Below are 16,367 nucleotides of genomic sequence, written 5' to 3'. Positions count from 1 at the left end.
GTTTTTGGCTTTTCGCCTCACACCACTCAACACAATGAGCGTTAGCTCGAGTACCGCTCTTGACGTGCCGGCCCCTTCGGCCGGCTGAGTGGAGGGATTCATCCGGGGGGGGAGCGCAGCGACCGTGCGGCGCAGCCGCATGCATCGAGAGGAGGTGCAGCGAAGCAAACCGTAGGCGATGCCCCCGGATGAATCCCGGAGCGAAGGAACACCGAGCCACAGCGAGGTGCCGAACGCCGGGGCCCAGCCTTTTGGTTACTTTTTGGCGTTTGAAAAAGTGACCCGCTGTAAGAGCGGAACCGCCAGCCGCAGCACCAGAAAAAACGGATATTCACCCCAAACAACCCAAAAAAAAGCCCGCCAATGATCACTCATCGGCGGGCTTTTTCATTCGCAGCTAACGCTTAAATCGCACCACGCTTACGCAACAGATCCAACACCTGCTTCACACTTTCATCCAGCGACAACGACTGAGTATCGATCACCAGATCAGCATCCAGCGGCACGTCATAGGGGAACGACTCACCCGGAATGTTATCGCCACCCGCAGCATACAAACCTTGCGGATCACGCTCGGCGCACACAGTCGGCGAAGCCTGAACATAAACCGTCAGCAAACGCTCCTTGCCAATCAGATCCTTCGCCTGCTCACGACCTTCAGCACTCGGCGCCACAAACGCCGCAAGCGTCAGCAGACCCGCTTCGTTGAACTGACGCGCCACATGCGCGGCACGACGCCAGTTCTCGGTGCGACCCGCGCGATCCTGCGGCAGCCCCTTATTGAGGTCATGACGCAGATTCTGACCATCCAGCACAAACACCGCACGACCGAGGTCGAACAGCTTGCGCTCGACCGCATACGCCAAGGTGCTCTTGCCCGCACCGGACAGGCCGCTGAACAGCACGGTGGCCGGTTGCTGACCGAAACGCTGAGCGCGCTCTTCGGTCGCTACATGGGCCAGTTTGCCGTGGTGCGTAGCCGTGCCATGGGTCACCGGCTGAGCGACGATCATACCGGCGCCTACAGTGCCGTTGGTCAAACGGTCGATGACGATAAACGCGCCGGTGGTGCGGTTGCTGTCGTAACCGTCGAGGGCGATCGGCGCGTCGAGCGCGATCTTCACCTTGCCGATTTCGTTGAGCTGCAACGCGCTCGCCGGGCCTTCTTCGAGGGTGTTGACGTCGACCTTGTTGACGATGCTGGCGATGGAGCCCGGCACGTAACTGGTGGCGCGCTTGATGTCGTATTTCTTGCCCGGCAGCATCGGCTCTTCAGCCATCCACACCAGCATCGCTTCGAAGCTGTCGGTCACTGGCGGAACGTTATCGGCGTGTACCAGCAGGTCGCCACGGGAGATGTCGATTTCGTCTTCCATGGTCAGCGTTACCGCCTGGCCAGGACCTGCGTGTTCCAGTTCACCTTCGAAGGTGACGATGGATTTCACGCGGCTGCTCTTGCCCGACGGCAGGACCACGACTTCGTCGCCCTTCTTGACGATGCCGCTGGCGAGGGTGCCGGCGAAACCGCGGAAGTTCAGGTTCGGACGGTTGACGTACTGCACCGGGAAACGCAGATCGGTGAAGTTGCGATCACCCGCCACTTCCACGGTCTCGAGGATTTCCATCAGCGACTGGCCGGTGTACCACGGCGAACGCTCGGACTTGTTCACCACGTTGTCGCCCTTGAGAGCGGACATCGGCACGAAGTGCATGCTCGTCGGCTTCATCTTCAAGCCTTCGGCGAACTTCAGGTAGTCGGCCTTGATCGACTCGAACACGCCCTGATCGAAGCCCTTGAGGTCCATCTTGTTGATGGCGACGACGATGTGCTTGATGCCCAGCAACGAGGCAATGAAGCTGTGGCGACGGGTCTGGGTCTGCACGCCGTAACGGGCGTCGACCAGGATGATCGCCAGGTCACAGGTGGACGCACCGGTGGCCATGTTGCGGGTGTACTGCTCATGGCCGGGGGTGTCGGCGATGATGAATTTGCGCTTGGCGGTGGAGAAATAGCGGTAGGCGACATCGATGGTGATGCCCTGCTCACGCTCGGCCTGCAGGCCGTCGACCAGCAATGCCAGGTCGATGTCGTCACCGGTGGTGCCGACTTTCTTCGAATCGCGGGTGATGGCTTCAAGGTGATCTTCGTAGATCATCTTCGAGTCGTGCAGCAGGCGCCCGATCAGGGTGCTCTTGCCGTCATCGACGTTACCGCAGGTCAAAAAGCGCAGCAGCTCTTTACGTTCGTGCTGGCCCAGGTAGGCGAGGATGTCCTCGCTGATCAAATCAGATGCGTGCGACATGACAACCCCTTAGAAATAACCCTGACGTTTCTTGTCTTCCATCGAGCCTGCGCCATCGTGGTCGATGACCCGGCCCTGGCGCTCGGAAGTTCGCGTCAGGAGCATTTCCTGAATGATGTCCGTCAGGCTTTCGGCCTCGGACTCCACCGCGCCCGTCAACGGGTAGCAGCCAAGGGTACGGAAACGCACTTTCTTTTTGACGATGCGCGCCTTGTCCTCGTCGGACAGGTGCTCGAGGATGCGCTCGTCGTCGATCATGATCAGCGTGCCGTTCTTCTCGATCACTTCGCGCTCTGCCGCAAAGTACAGCGGTACGATCGGGATGCCTTCGAGGTAGATGTACTGCCAGATGTCCAGTTCGGTCCAGTTCGACAGCGGGAACACACGAATGGATTCGCCCTTGTTGACCTTGCCGTTGTAGACGTTCCACAGCTCGGGACGCTGGTTCTTCGGGTCCCAGCGGTGTTTGCTGTCACGGAACGAGTAGACGCGCTCCTTGGCGCGGGACTTCTCTTCATCGCGACGGGCACCGCCGAAAGCGGCGTCGAAACCATGCTTGTCGAGTGCCTGCTTCAGGCCCTCGGTTTTCATGATGTCGGTGTGCTTGGCGCTGCCGTGGGTGAACGGGTTGATGTTCTGCGCCACGCCATCGGGGTTGATGTGAGTGATGAGGTCCAGGCCAAGCTCTTCGACCATCTTGTCGCGGAACTTGTACATTTCCTGGAATTTCCAGCGGGTGTCGACGTGCATCACCGGAAACGGCAGTTTGCCCGGGAAGAACGCCTTGCGTGCCAGATGCAGCATCACGGCGGAGTCTTTACCGATGGAGTACAGCATCACCGGGTTGTCGAACTCGGCGGCCACCTCGCGGATGATGTGGATGCTTTCCGCCTCCAGCTGTTTCAGATGCGTCAGTTTGTCGACCATGGCTACTCACGAAAGCTTTCTTATGAACGGCCAGCGGGCCGTGTTCGAGCGAGGAATCCTAGCACAGCGACCTCTTCTAATCAGGACGCCAACTAGATCGAAAGGGTATATGAATATGCCCGCCCGTTCGGGTGCTTTCAGGCAAAAGTCAGATCGGATTCGGGCAGTCGATGAAGATGTGCTCGAGGGCGAAACGCTTCGCCAGATAGTCGCCCAGCGCCTGCACGCCGTAGCGTTCGGTGGCGTGGTGGCCGGCGGCGATGAAGCTGATGTCGTTTTCCCGGGCGCTGTGGAATGTCTGCTCGGAGGCTTCACCGCTGATGAACAGATCGACGCCGGCGGCGATGGCGTTGTCGATGTAACCCTGGCCGCCGCCAGTGCACCAGCCGACCCGACGGATCATCGCGCTGCCTTCGACCAGCAGCGGCTCGCGGCCCATGACTTCCTGCACTTTGCGGGCGAAGTCACGCGGGGTCATCGGCTCGCTCAGCGAACCGACCAGACCGACGATCTTCAGGTTGTCCGGATCCAGTGGCCCCTCGACGGTGATGTCCAGCTGACGGGCCAATTGCACGTTGTTGCCGACGTCCGGGTGCAGATCCAGCGGCAGGTGATAACCGAGCAGACTGATGTCGTGCTTGAGCAGCGTCTTCAGTCGGCGCTGCTTCATGCCGGTGATGCACGGGTTCTCGCCCTTCCAGAAATAACCGTGATGCACCAGCACCAGATCGGCTTCGGCCTCGACGGCGGCATCGAGCAGCGCCTGACTGGCAGTGACGCCGCTGACGATGCGCATCACCTGCGGACGGCCCTCGACCTGCAGGCCGTTGGGGCAATAATCGGCAATTTTCGCACTGCCGAGGTAACGGTCGGCTTCTTCGACCAGGGTGCTCAGGGCGACGGCCATGAAAGACTCCTAAATATCCCGTTCAGAGGCACGCGCGGCCTCGTATAATGCGCGACATTATGGGCGGTCTGACCCCGCCTGCAACTTTTCCAGGACGTGCTTAATGCTCAAGGCGCTGCGTTTTTTCGGCTGGCCGCTGTTGGCCGGCGTGCTTATCGCTCTGTTGATTATTCAGCGTTACCCGCAGTGGGTCGGGCTTCCGAGCCTCGACGTCAACCTGCAACAGGCCCCGCAGACCACCAGCGTGCAGCAGGGGCCGGTGTCCTATGCCGACGCGGTGACCATCGCCGCGCCGTCGGTGGTGAACCTCTACACCACCAAAGTCATCAACAAGCCAAGCCATCCGCTGTTCGAAGACCCGCAGTTCCGCCGTTTCTTCGGTGACAATTCGCCGAAGCAGAAGCGCATGGAATCGAGCCTCGGCTCCGGCGTGATCATGAGCCCGGAAGGCTACATCCTGACCAACAACCACGTCACCAGCGGCGCCGACCAGATCGTCGTGGCGCTCAAGGACGGTCGCGAAACCCTGGCCCGAGTGATCGGCAGCGACCCGGAAACCGACCTCGCGGTCCTGAAGATCGACCTGAAAACCCTGCCATCGATCACCGTCGGCCGTTCCGACAACATCCGCATCGGCGACGTCGCACTGGCCATCGGTAACCCGTTCGGCGTCGGCCAGACCGTGACCATGGGCATCATCAGCGCCACCGGCCGCAACCAGTTGGGCCTGAACAACTACGAAGACTTCATCCAGACCGACGCGGCGATCAACCCGGGCAACTCCGGCGGTGCGCTGGTCGACGCCAACGGCAACCTCACCGGCATCAACACCGCGATCTTCTCCAAGTCCGGCGGCTCGCAAGGCATCGGCTTCGCGATCCCGGTGAAACTGGCGATGGAAGTGATGAAGTCGATCATCGAGCACGGTCAGGTGATTCGCGGCTGGCTGGGCATTGAAGTGCAACCGCTGACCCAGGAACTGGCCGAGTCGTTTGGCCTGTCCGGGCGTCCGGGAATCGTGGTGGCGGGGATTTTCCGCGACGGCCCGGCCCAGAAGGCCGGTCTGCAACTGGGTGACGTGATCCTGAGCATTGACGGCGAACCGGCCGGTGATGGCCGCAAATCGATGAACCAGGTGGCGCGGATCAAGCCGACCGACAAGGTCACGATTCAGGTGATGCGCAATGGCAAGGAGATCAAGCTCACGGCTGAAATCGGTCTGCGTCCGCCGCCGGCGCCGGTGAAGGAAAAAGAAGAGTAAGACTTTGTTCGCGTCACTGACGCGAATAACAGACATTCTCAACAGTCATGTTATATTGTTTCAATTAGCACATTGGAACAACATAACATGTCGTCTCGAAAAAAGGCCTCCCTCCTCGGCCTTACCCTTGGCCTGCTGGGCGATCCTGCGTTTGCCGATGAACCGCAAACGCTTGAACTCGACGCCATCAGCGTCATCTCCGATTACGAATCCCCTGCCGGCCCGGTCGAAGGCTATCGCGCTACCCGCTCGTCCAGCGCCACCAAAACCGACACCGCGATCCGCGATATTCCGCAGGCCATCAGCGTGGTGCCCGCCAGCGTGCTCAAGGATCTGGGCAGCACCAGCGTAGAACGCGCGCTGGATTTCACCGGTGGCGTGTCGAAGCAAAACAACTTCGGTGGCCTGACGCTTTACGAATACAGCGTGCGCGGCTTCACCACCTCTGAGTTTTACCAGGACGGCTTCAGCGCCAACCGTGGTTATCCGAGCACACCGGACGCCGCCAACATCGAGCGCATCGAAGTGCTAAAAGGACCGGCCGCCAGCCTGTATGGCCGAGGTGATCCGGGTGGCACGGTAAACATCGTCACCAAAAAACCGCAGCCCGAGCCCTTCACCACCCTGCAAACCAGCGCTGGCAGTTGGGATCGCTATCGCACCGCGCTGGACGTCAACACGCCGCTGGATGATCAGGGTGATGTGCTGTCGCGGATCAACCTCGCAGTCGAGGACAACAACAGTTTTCGCGACCACGTCGACAGTAAACGTGTATTCGTTGCCCCCTCTTTCAGTTGGCAGTTGAACCCGGACACCAGCCTGCTGGTGGAGAGCGAATTCGTGCGTCATAGCTCGACCTTCGACCGCGGCATCGTTGCGCCAAACAATAAATGGAGCGGCGTCTCGCGCTCGACATTCCTGGGTGAGCCGAACGACGGCAACATCGACAACCACAACAACAGACTGCAAGCCACACTTGAGCACCACCTCAACGATGCCTGGAAACTGCGCCTGGCCAGCCATTACAAGGAAGGCAAACTCTGGGGTTTCGCCTCCGAAAACCGTCCCTTGGATGCCGATGGCCACACCGTCAACCGCCGCTATCGCGAACGCGATACCAACTGGCACGACAGCATCACCCAACTGGAACTGCGCGGTCTGTTCGACCTCGGCACCTGGCAGCACGAACTGCTGATCGGCAGCGAGTACGAGAACTTCCGCAAGAACGAGCGCGTCACCACCATCGCCGGCGGGCCTTACGCCATCGATATCTATAACCCGGTGTACGGCCAGCCCAAACCCAACGGCACACGCTCTGGTACTGACTTCTTCGAACACGTCGAAAGCCATGCGCTGAACCTGCAGGATCAAATCGTCTTCAGCGAAAAACTGCGCGGGATGATCGGGGCGCGATTCGAGCACTTCGAGCAAACCATCGATGACCACAGCCGCAACACCACCAGCCGCCAGACCCACAACGCGCTCACCCAACGTGCCGGCCTGCTCTATCAACTGACACCGGACACCGGCCTGTTCGCCAACGCCTCGACCTCATTCAAACCGAACAACGGCCTCGATGCGGCTGGCAAATCCTTCGATCCGGAAGAAGGCGTGGGTTACGAAATCGGGATCAAGAACGAGCTGTTCGACGAACGTTTAAGCAGCACCCTCGCCTTCTTCCATATCGACAAGGAAAACGTCCTCGCCCTCGACCCGGGCACCGATACCAGCCGCGCCATGGGCAAGGCCCGCAGCCGGGGTTTCGATCTGCAGGTCACCGGGCAAGTCACCGACGCCGTCAGGGTGATCGGCGCCTTCGCCTGGATCGACGCCGAAGTGACCAAGGGGGATGCCGCGATCCCCGCCGGTAGCCGCATCCTCGGGGTCGCCAAACGCAGCGGCAGCGTGCTGGGTGTCTACGAGTTTCAGGACGGTCGCTTGCGCGGCTCGGATATCGGCGCGGCGTTCACTTACGTCGGTGACCGCTCAGGTGAGTCCGGCAGCGATTTCGAGCTGCCGGCCTATCACACCGTCGACCTGCTGGCCCATTACAAGGCCAGCGACACCGTCACTCTCGGCCTGAACCTGAACAACCTGTTCGACGAAAAGTACTACGAGCGCTCGTACAGCAACTATTGGGTCAACCCCGGCGAGCCGCGCAATTTCACGGTCAGCCTGACATTCAACCTGTAAAAGGACGTCACCATGCATTACGGCAAACTCTTATTGATCATCGCTGCGCTGTTCGCTGGCCAAGCATCAGCGCATGGTCTGTGGACCGAACAACGACGCGGCAATATCGAAGTGATCTACGGCCACGGCGCAGAAGACAACGCTTTCAAAGCGCAGAAAATCAGCGGTGCATGGGCATATGACGTCAGCGGCAAGATGATCCCGGTCAACGTGCAACGCCTGACCGATCATGCGCGACTGCAACCGCTGAAACCGCCGGCGGTAATGGCCGTGGCCCTGAACAACGGCATGTGGTCGCAAACCGCCGACAAGAAATGGATCAATGAGGGACGCAGCAAGGTACCGGGCGCCATCGAGTCGACCGAGACCCTCAAGTACAGCCTGGCGATTTATCAGCCGGGAGCGAAGCTGCCCAAACTCAATCAGATCAAATTGCTGATTTTGCCGGAGGTCGATCCTCTGACCGTCGGCCCAGGGAAATCATTGCCGGTACGGGTGTTGCTGGATGGCAAACCGGCAGCGGGCGTGAAGTTGATCGGTGACTACCGCAGCGCGCCGAATACCTTGAGCACTGAAACCGACAAGGACGGCCGCGCTCAGGTGCTGGTGCGTAACGAGGGATTGAATGTGATTGCGGCGCAGATGGAGGTGCCGGTGAAGGACAATGCAGAGGTGAGCAGTCGGGGGTTATTCAGTTCGTTGACGTTCCTGGGCGAACCGCATCACGAATGAACCAACCCTGATCCCTGTGGGACGAAACCCACAGGGATCAGCGTCGTTTCAGAGTTCGCCCAGACCGTCGATCAACGCCTGATTCTGCTCCGGCGTGCCGATCGAGATCCGCAGGAACTGGGCAATCCGCTCCTGCTTGAAGTGGCGCACGATCACGCCCTGCTCACGCAGTTTGGCCGCCAGCCCCGCCGCATCGTGTTGCGGATGCCGGGCGAAGATGAAGTTCGCCGCTGACGGCAGCACTTCAAAGCCCTTGGCCTGCAACTGCGCAACCACCCACTCGCGACTCTCGATGACCAATGCGCAGGTCTTGTCGAAGTATTCGCGATCCTCGAACGCCGCCGCCGCACCGACATTTGCCATGCGATCGATCGGGTAGGAGTTGAAGCTGTTCTTGATCCGCTCCAGCGCCTCGATCAGGTCCGGATGGCCGACCGCCAGACCGACCCGCAGGCCCGCGAGCGAACGGGACTTGGACAGGGTCTGGGTCACCAGCAGGTTCGGATAGCGATCCACCAGGCTGATCGCGGTTTCGCCGCCGAAGTCGATGTAGGCCTCGTCGACCACCACCACCGAATCCGGGCTGGCCTTGAGGATCTGCTCGACCGCTTCCAGCGCCAGCAGGCAACCGGTAGGCGCGTTCGGGTTGGGGAAGATGATCCCGCCGTTCGGCTTGGCGTAGTTCGCCGGGTTGATCTGGAACTGCGCATCCAGCGGCACCGCGTCGAACTTGACGCCGTAAAGGCCGCAATAGACCGGATAGAAGCTGTAGCTGATGTCCGGGAACAGGATCGGCTGATCGTGCTGCAGCAGACCGTGGAAGATGTGCGCCAGCACTTCGTCCGAACCGTTGCCGAGGAACACTTGATTGCTCTGCACGCCGTAGTACTTGGCGACGGCGTTTTTCAGCAGATCGCTGTTCGGGTCCGGGTACAGACGCAGGTTGTCGTTGAGTTCGGTCTGCATCGCCGCCAGGGCTTTTGGCGACGGGCCGTACGGGTTTTCGTTGGTGTTGAGTTTGACCAGACGGGTCAGCTTCGGCTGCTCGCCCGGCACATACGGCACCAGATCCTTGACGAACGGGCTCCAGAATTTGCTCATGTTCAGTTCCCCTTCACTTCGTCTTTGATGCGGTATTCGGCGCTGCGCGCGTGGGCGCTCAGCGATTCGCCACGGGCCAGGATCGATGCGGTCTTGCCGAGTTCCGAAGCACCGGCCTCGGAGCAGAAGATGATCGAAGAACGCTTCTGGAAGTCATACACGCCCAGCGGCGAGGAGAAACGCGCGGTGCCGGAGGTCGGCAACACGTGGTTCGGACCTGCGCAGTAGTCGCCCAGCGCTTCGGAGGTGTGGCGGCCCATGAAGATCGCGCCGGCGTGGCGGATCTGCGGCAGCCAGGCCTGCGGGTCTGCGACCGACAGTTCAAGGTGTTCCGGCGCGATGCGGTTGGCAACTTCGATGGCCTGGGCCATGTCGCGCACGTGAATCAGGGCACCACGGCCGTTGATCGAGGTTTCGATGATGGTCGCGCGATCCATGGTCGGCAGCAGTTTGTCGATGCTGGCGGCGACCTTGTCGAGGAACTCTGCGTCCGGGCTGACCAGAATCGCCTGGGCGTCTTCGTCGTGCTCGGCCTGGGAGAACAGGTCCATGGCGATCCAGTCCGGATCGGTCTGGCCGTCGCACACCACGAGGATTTCCGACGGGCCGGCGATCATGTCGATGCCGACCTGACCGAATACGTGACGCTTGGCCGTGGCGACGTAGATATTGCCCGGGCCGACGACCTTGTCCACCTGCGGCACGCTTTCGGTGCCATAGGCCAATGCGGCAACGGCTTGCGCGCCACCGATGGTGAACACCCGGTCGACGCCGGCGATGCACGCCGCCGCCAGCACCAGCTCGTTGACCTCACCGCGCGGGGTCGGCACCACCATGACCACTTCGGTCACGCCGGCGACCTTGGCCGGAATCGCGTTCATCAACACCGACGACGGGTACGACGCCTTGCCGCCCGGCACGTACAGACCGGCGCGATCCAGTGGCGTGACTTTCTGGCCCAGCACCGTGCCGTCGGCTTCGGTGTAGCTCCAGGAGTCCTGCTTCTGTTTTTCGTGATAGCTGCGCACGCGGGCGGCGGCTTTTTCCAGCGCTTCGCGTTGCGGGACAGTGATGCGGGTCAGGGCCAGTTCCAGACGCTCGCGCGGCAGGATCAGGTCCGCCATCGAAGCGACTTCGAGGCCGTCGAATTTCTGGGTGAACTCGACCAGTGCCGCGTCACCGCGCTCGCGTACAGCCTTGATGATGTCCAGCACCCGCTGATTGACCGAGTCGTCAGACACACTTTCCCAGCTCAGCAGATGATCCAGATGATGCGCGAAATCCGGGTCAGCAGCGTTGAGTCGGCGAATTGCAGTCGGTGCGGTCATAGCGAGAGCCTCATAGGAATGGCAAAAACTCAGGCGCCCTAACTTAGCAGTCGTTTCCGCTTGGGCACCTGAGATTCTGGCTATGAGGCGGATAGACGGGCGCGACTTAACGTCGCGCAGGTACATCAGCCGCGGTGTCGAGACTCCACTGCCTTGCGCAGGGTGTCGATCAACGCCTGGATTCGGGCGTGTTGCATTTTCATCGAAGCTTTATTGACCACCAGACGAGAGCTGATCGTGGCGATCAGTTCCTGAGGTTCCAGGCCATTGGCACGCAGGGTGTTGCCGGTGTCGACCACGTCGATGATCTTGTCGGCCAGACCGATCAGCGGTGCCAGTTCCATCGAGCCGTACAGCTTGATGATGTCGACCTGACGACCCTGCTCGGCGTAGTAACGCTTGGCGACGTTGACGAATTTGGTGGCGACGCGCAGGCGGCCCTTGGGCTCGACCGCGCCGACCTTGCCGGCGGTCATCAGCTTGCACTGGGCAATCTGCAGATCCAGCGGCTCGTACAGGCCTTGGCCGGTGTATTCCATCAGCACGTCTTTACCGGCAACGCCGAGGTCGGCCGCGCCATGCTCGACATAGGTCGGCACGTCGGTGGCACGCACGATCAACAGGCGAACGTCTTCCTGGGTCGTGGGGATGATCAGCTTGCGGCTCTTGTCCGGATTCTCGGTCGGCACGATGCCCGCTTCGGCGAGAAGCGGCAGGGTGTCGTCAAGGATGCGGCCCTTGGACAGTGCGATGGTCAACATGGGAAACGTCAGTCCTTATCAAGGTACTCATGTCCGGTCGCAATCGGCGCCGGACATACATCGAGGGCGTTACCACCCCCGATCAAAACGAATTCAACGGACACTTCCCTGTGTCCAGATGCAGCGACTAGCCCGGAACGCGACGGATCTTGGCGCCCAGCATCTGCAGTTTTTCCTCGATGCACTCGTAACCACGGTCGATGTGGTAGATGCGGTCGATCAGGGTATCGCCTTCGGCCATCAGGGCCGAAATTACCAGGCTGGCCGAAGCACGCAGGTCGGTAGCCATGACCGGCGCGCCCTTGAGAATTTCAGTGCCGGTGACGATGGCCGTGTTGCCTTCGACCTGGATCTTGGCGCCCATGCGATGCAATTCGTACACGTGCATGAAACGGTTTTCGAAGATCGTCTCGATGACCGCACCGGTGCCTTCGGCAATGGCGTTGAGCGAGATGAACTGCGCCTGCATGTCGGTCGGGAACGCCGGGTACGGCGCGGTGCGCACGTTGACCGCTTTCGGACGCTTGCCGTGCATGTTCAGCTCGATCCAGTCTTCGCCGCTGGTGATTTCGGCGCCGGCTTCACGCAGCTTTTCCAGAACCGCTTCGAGAATGGTTGGATCGGTGTCCTTGACCTTCACGCGACCACCGGTGACTGCAGCGGCTACCAGATAGGTGCCGGTCTCGATACGGTCAGGCATGACTTTGTAGAAAGTCGAACCCAGACGCTCGACGCCGTCGATGGTGATGGTGTCGGTGCCGGCACCGGATACCTTGGCGCCCATGGCGTTCAGGAAGTTCGCCAGGTCGACCACTTCAGGTTCGCGAGCGGCGTTCTGCAGTACGCTGCGGCCCTTGGCCAGAGCAGCAGCCATCATGATGTTTTCGGTACCGGTCACGCTGACGGTATCGAAGAAGAAGTGCGCGCCGCGCAGGCCGCCTTCAGGGGCCTTGGCCTTGATGTAGCCGCCTTCGACGTCGATGACCGCGCCCATGGCTTCCAGACCTCGGATGTGCAGGTCGACCGGACGCGAGCCGATGGCGCAGCCACCAGGCAGTGCGACTTCGGCTTCACCAAAACGTGCGACCATCGGGCCCAGCACCAGGATCGAGGCACGCATGGTTTTCACCAGTTCGTACGGAGCGATCAGGGTCTTGATGGTGCGCGGGTCGATTTCGACGCTGAGCTTTTCGTCGATCACAGGCTCGATGCCCATGCGACCGAACAGCTCGATCATGGTGGTGATGTCGTGCAGGTGCGGCAGGTTGCCAACGGTAACCGGGCCATCGCACAGCAGGGTGGCGGCCAGGATTGGCAGGGCGGAGTTCTTCGCCCCGGAGATGCGGATCTCGCCATCAAGACGAGCGCCACCGGTAATAATCAATTTATCCATAAGAATCTCGACGCCCTAGGGCTCAGGTGCGCTCGGCCCAGGCCGCGCTGCTGAAAAATTTCATAGTGACCGCGTGGATGCTGCCATCGGCGATCCAAGGGTTCAAATGGGCATAGATGCTTTGCTGACGCTTGACCGGGCTCAACGCCGCCAGTTCATCACTAATCACGTTCAGCTGGAAGTTGCAGCCTTCGCCTTCAACTTCCACCAGCGTTCCTGGCAGCTTTCCTTCAAGGAAGCTCTTCACTTCTACGGCCTGCATGCTCAACCTCAATCGGCGCCCTGTGCGCACGGGTCGGACATCATACAAAAAAGCCCCGCGCCTGCGAACCCCGCTGCGCAGGACTCTGACGGGGGGCTTCTCTATTGATGCGGGTTCAGGGTTGCGCCAACAGCTCAGTCAGTTCGCTGACCTGAGCAATTTCACGCATGTCTTCGGGCATCCCGCGGATGCTGACCGCCTTGCCGGCGGCCTTGGCATCGCGAATGAAGCACAGCAGCAGCGACAGACCGACGCTGCTGGACTTCTCCACCGCCGAGCAATCGATCACCAATGCCGGGGCATTGCACGACTTGATCAGCGCCCTGCCCTGCTCGCGCAGGTCAGGGGCGGTGCGATAATCCAGCACGCCGCTGAGCTGCAGCTCACTGGCTTCGTCCAGACGAATGGCCGACTCGGTCATTGGGCTGGCTTCTCGTTCTGCTCGGCCGACTGCTTGGCCTTGGCGACTTCACCGGCCCAGCCGTTGATGGTCTTGTCCAGGTCGTTGCCGTTGCGCTGCATCGCGTCGGCGAACTGGTCACGGAACAGTTTGCCGATGTTGATGCCGTTGATGATCACGTTACGCAGTTTCCACTCGCCGTTGATCTTCTCGAGGGTGTACGACACCGGATAAATCGCGCCGTTGTTGCCCTTGACGGTCATGCCGACGCTGGTGCGATCGCCCGACTCATCCTTGGGTGCATCGACGGTGATGCCCTGGTTGTTGTACTCGAGCAAGGCGTTGCCGTAGAACTGGAACAGGCCGCGCTTGAAGTTTTCCTCGAAGGTCTTCATCTGCGCCGGGGTTGCCTTGCGCGAATACTTGACCGTCATGATGCTCTTGGAAATGCCCTCGGCATCCACGACCGGCCCGACGATGGTGTTCAACGCGGTGTAGAAGTCCTGCGGATCCTGCTTGTACTTCTCTTTATTGGCCGACAGATCGGCGAGCATCCGGTTCGTGGTGTCCTGAACCAGATCGTGCGCCGATTGTACCGCCACGGCGTTAGCCACCAGCGGCAGTGCCGCAAGCAACACCAACAGGCCACGTCGCAAGGTAGAGATCATTCAAAAGCTCCTCATTTGGCGTCTTTGCTAACGGTATTGAGCAGGAATTTACCGATCAGGTCTTCCAGTACCAGAGACGACTGGGTGTCGTGAATGGTTCCACCATCCTTGAGCGGAGTGTCTTCCCCGCCCACGCTGATACCGATGTACTTCTCGCCCAGCAGACCCGCAGTCAGGATAGATGCTGTGGAGTCGGTCGGCAGATTGTCGACGCTTTTATCCACTTGCAGGGTCACCCGACCGGTGAAGCTGTCGCGGTCCAGATCGATCGCGGTGACCTTGCCGATGGTCACACCCGCCATGGTCACTTTGGCTCTGACCGTCAGGCCGGCGATATTGTCGAAATACGCGTAAAGCTTGTAGGTATCGGTGGTCGAAGTCGGAGACAGGCCACTGACCCGCAGGGCCAGCAGCAACAAGGCCAGGATCCCTGCCAGCAGGAACAGGCCGACACCGATTTCCAGGGTGCGGTTTTGCATCAGAAATCTCCAAACATCAAAGCGGTCAGAATAAAGTCCAGGCCGAGGACTGCCAGCGAGGCGTAAACCACGGTCTTGGTAGTGGCACGGCTGATCCCCTCGGAAGTGGGTTCGCAGTCATAGCCTTGAAATACGGCGATCCAGGTGACGACAAAAGCGAATACTGCACTTTTGATGATGCCGTTGAGCACATCGTCACCGAAGCTCACGCTGTTCTGCATGTTCGACCAGTAGGAACCTTCGTAGACGCCCAGCCAGTCGACGGCGACCCACGAACCGCCCCAGATGCCAACCACGCTGAAGATCATCGCCAGCACCGGCAGGGAAATGAAGCCGGCCCACAGACGCGGAGCGATGATGTACTTGAGCGGGTCGACCCCGATCATTTCCAGGCTGGACAACTGCTCGGTCGATTTCATGTTGCCGATTTCCGCCGTCAGCGCCGAACCGGCACGACCGGCGAACAACAGCGCGGTCACCACCGGCCCCAGTTCACGCAGCAGGGTCAGCGCCACCATCTGCCCGACAGCCTGCTCCGAGCCGTAGCTCGACAGGATGTTGAAGCCCTGCAGCGCCAGCACCATGCCGATGAAAATCCCGGACACCACGATGATCACCAGCGACATCACACCGACGGAGTGCAGCTGCTTGACCAGCAGGCCAAAACCGCCACCGATGCCACCACGACCCAGCAAGGCATGAAACAGGAACAGGGTCGAACGCCCGAACACTGCGACGCTGTCGATTCCGGCGAGGCCGAAGCGACGTACACGCTCCATTAATGTAATTCTGCGCATCAGCGGCGCTTCCCCAGAAGATCTGCGCGGTAATCCGGCGCTGGAAAGTGATACGGCACCGGGCCGTCGGGTTCACCGGTCATGAACTGGCGGATACGCGGATCGTCCGAGTTCATCAGTTCGTCCGGCGTGCCCTGCCCCAATACCTGCCCATCACCGACCACATAGATGTAGTCGGCAATGCTCGCGGTTTCGGCGAGATCGTGGGACACCACGATGCTGGTGATCCCCAGGGCATCGTTGAGCAGACGGATCAGGCGAACCAGAACGCCCATGGCGATCGGATCCTGGCCGACGAACGGTTCGTCGTACATGAGAATCTGCGGATCGAGGGCAATGGCACGGGCCAGTGCGACACGGCGTTTCATGCCGCCGGACAGCTCGTCGGGCATCAGTTCGATCGCCCCGCGCAGTCCCACCGCCTGCAATTTGAGCAGCACGATGTCGCGGATCATCTCGTCCGGCAGGTCGGTATGAACACGAAGCGGGAAGGCGACGTTCTCGAACACATCGAGATCGGTGAACAGCGCACCGCTCTGAAACAGCACGCCCATGTGCTTGCGCGCATCGAACAGATCGCTGCGCGACAGCTTCGGCAGGTTCTGGCCGTTGACCCAGACCTCGCCTTTGGATGGCCGCAACTGCGCGCCCATCAGGCGCAGCAGCGTGGTCTTGCCACACCCGGAAGGCCCCATGATGCCAGTGACCTTGCCGCGCGGGATGCGGATATCGACGTTATTGAAAATGCTCCGCGCACCGCGCTTGAAGGAGACTCCCTTCAGCTCGACCGCGTAGGCGTTATCGGCACTCATCTAAACTCCTTGCGATGCAGCCTCTCACTCGGACGCCTGGCTT

16 protein-coding genes are annotated in these 16,367 nt (G+C 60.6%); 3 read left to right on the top strand and 13 right to left on the bottom strand.

Going from position 1 to position 16,367, the window contains the following annotated elements:
• Positions 1-404 precede the first annotated feature (404 nt).
• The 3 genes from cysN to L6D82_RS02480 form a co-directional block, all read right to left on the bottom strand.
• Positions 405-2,303 (bottom strand): sulfate adenylyltransferase subunit CysN, encoded by a 1,899-nt coding sequence (gene cysN, locus L6D82_RS02490; RefSeq protein ID WP_085666894.1) that lies wholly within the window; start codon positions 2,301-2,303, stop codon positions 405-407.
• Between the two features lie 9 nt (positions 2,304-2,312).
• On the bottom strand, positions 2,313-3,230 hold the full coding sequence (gene cysD, locus L6D82_RS02485) for a sulfate adenylyltransferase subunit CysD (protein ID WP_007912374.1): 918 nt from the start codon (positions 3,228-3,230) through the stop codon (positions 2,313-2,315).
• Positions 3,231-3,378: 148 nt separating this feature from the next.
• A complete protein-coding gene (locus L6D82_RS02480) occupies positions 3,379-4,137 on the bottom strand; it encodes a Nif3-like dinuclear metal center hexameric protein (protein ID WP_085746939.1) in 759 nt (252 codons plus the stop codon).
• Between the two features lie 103 nt (positions 4,138-4,240).
• Here L6D82_RS02480 and algW point away from each other — a divergent pair, with 103 nt between their 5' ends.
• The 3 genes from algW to L6D82_RS02465 all read left to right on the top strand — a co-directional run bounded on the left by algW (position 4,241) and on the right by L6D82_RS02465 (position 8,323).
• The gene (gene algW / locus L6D82_RS02475; protein ID WP_085746938.1) at positions 4,241-5,398 is read left to right on the top strand and encodes a Do family serine endopeptidase AlgW; all 1,158 of its coding nucleotides are present in this window, start codon (positions 4,241-4,243) and stop codon (positions 5,396-5,398) included.
• An 87-nt stretch (positions 5,399-5,485) separates the two neighbouring features.
• A complete protein-coding gene (locus L6D82_RS02470) occupies positions 5,486-7,591 on the top strand; it encodes a TonB-dependent siderophore receptor (RefSeq protein WP_236187982.1) in 2,106 nt (701 codons plus the stop codon).
• Positions 7,592-7,603: 12 nt separating this feature from the next.
• Positions 7,604-8,323, top strand: a complete 720-nt coding sequence (locus L6D82_RS02465; protein WP_236187979.1) for a DUF4198 domain-containing protein — start codon at positions 7,604-7,606, stop codon at positions 8,321-8,323.
• 48 nt (positions 8,324-8,371) lie between these two features.
• Here L6D82_RS02465 and hisC read toward each other — a convergent pair whose 3' ends face one another.
• The 10 genes from hisC to L6D82_RS02415 form a co-directional block, all read right to left on the bottom strand.
• Positions 8,372-9,424 (bottom strand): histidinol-phosphate transaminase, encoded by a 1,053-nt coding sequence (gene hisC, locus L6D82_RS02460; RefSeq protein ID WP_085746936.1) that lies wholly within the window; start codon positions 9,422-9,424, stop codon positions 8,372-8,374.
• A 2-nt stretch (positions 9,425-9,426) separates the two neighbouring features.
• Entirely contained in the window at positions 9,427-10,752 is a 1,326-nt protein-coding gene (gene hisD, locus L6D82_RS02455) for a histidinol dehydrogenase (RefSeq protein ID WP_007953552.1), read from the bottom strand.
• Positions 10,753-10,877: 125 nt separating this feature from the next.
• Positions 10,878-11,513: an ATP phosphoribosyltransferase gene (hisG, locus tag L6D82_RS02450; protein WP_007953554.1), complete on the bottom strand. Its 636-nt coding sequence runs from the start codon at positions 11,511-11,513 to the stop codon at positions 10,878-10,880.
• A 127-nt stretch (positions 11,514-11,640) separates the two neighbouring features.
• On the bottom strand, positions 11,641-12,906 hold the full coding sequence (gene murA, locus L6D82_RS02445; protein WP_085746933.1) for a UDP-N-acetylglucosamine 1-carboxyvinyltransferase: 1,266 nt from the start codon (positions 12,904-12,906) through the stop codon (positions 11,641-11,643).
• A 22-nt stretch (positions 12,907-12,928) separates the two neighbouring features.
• Positions 12,929-13,168: a BolA family protein gene (locus L6D82_RS02440; RefSeq protein WP_039769303.1), complete on the bottom strand. Its 240-nt coding sequence runs from the start codon at positions 13,166-13,168 to the stop codon at positions 12,929-12,931.
• Between the two features lie 115 nt (positions 13,169-13,283).
• The gene (locus L6D82_RS02435; RefSeq protein ID WP_085698468.1) at positions 13,284-13,589 is read right to left on the bottom strand and encodes an STAS domain-containing protein; all 306 of its coding nucleotides are present in this window, start codon (positions 13,587-13,589) and stop codon (positions 13,284-13,286) included.
• Positions 13,586-14,236, bottom strand: coding sequence for an MlaC/ttg2D family ABC transporter substrate-binding protein (locus L6D82_RS02430; protein ID WP_085698467.1), 651 nt, complete (start codon positions 14,234-14,236; stop codon positions 13,586-13,588). Before L6D82_RS02430 ends, L6D82_RS02435 begins: the two co-directional genes overlap by 4 nt.
• A gap of 11 nt (positions 14,237-14,247) precedes the next feature.
• Positions 14,248-14,715 (bottom strand): outer membrane lipid asymmetry maintenance protein MlaD, encoded by a 468-nt coding sequence (mlaD, locus tag L6D82_RS02425; protein ID WP_085746931.1) that lies wholly within the window; start codon positions 14,713-14,715, stop codon positions 14,248-14,250.
• Positions 14,715-15,512, bottom strand: coding sequence for a lipid asymmetry maintenance ABC transporter permease subunit MlaE (gene mlaE / locus L6D82_RS02420; protein WP_007953561.1), 798 nt, complete (start codon positions 15,510-15,512; stop codon positions 14,715-14,717). Before mlaE ends, mlaD begins: the two co-directional genes overlap by 1 nt.
• Positions 15,512-16,324, bottom strand: a complete 813-nt coding sequence (locus L6D82_RS02415) for an ATP-binding cassette domain-containing protein (protein ID WP_085746930.1) — start codon at positions 16,322-16,324, stop codon at positions 15,512-15,514. Before L6D82_RS02415 ends, mlaE begins: the two co-directional genes overlap by 1 nt.
• Between the last annotated feature and the right edge of the window lie 43 nt (positions 16,325-16,367).

The sequence above is a fragment of the Pseudomonas paraglycinae genome (genome assembly GCF_021601625.1).
In the GTDB taxonomy this organism is placed as follows: domain Bacteria; phylum Pseudomonadota; class Gammaproteobacteria; order Pseudomonadales; family Pseudomonadaceae; genus Aquipseudomonas; species Aquipseudomonas paraglycinae.
This window is presented reverse-complemented; position numbering and strand designations above follow the sequence as displayed.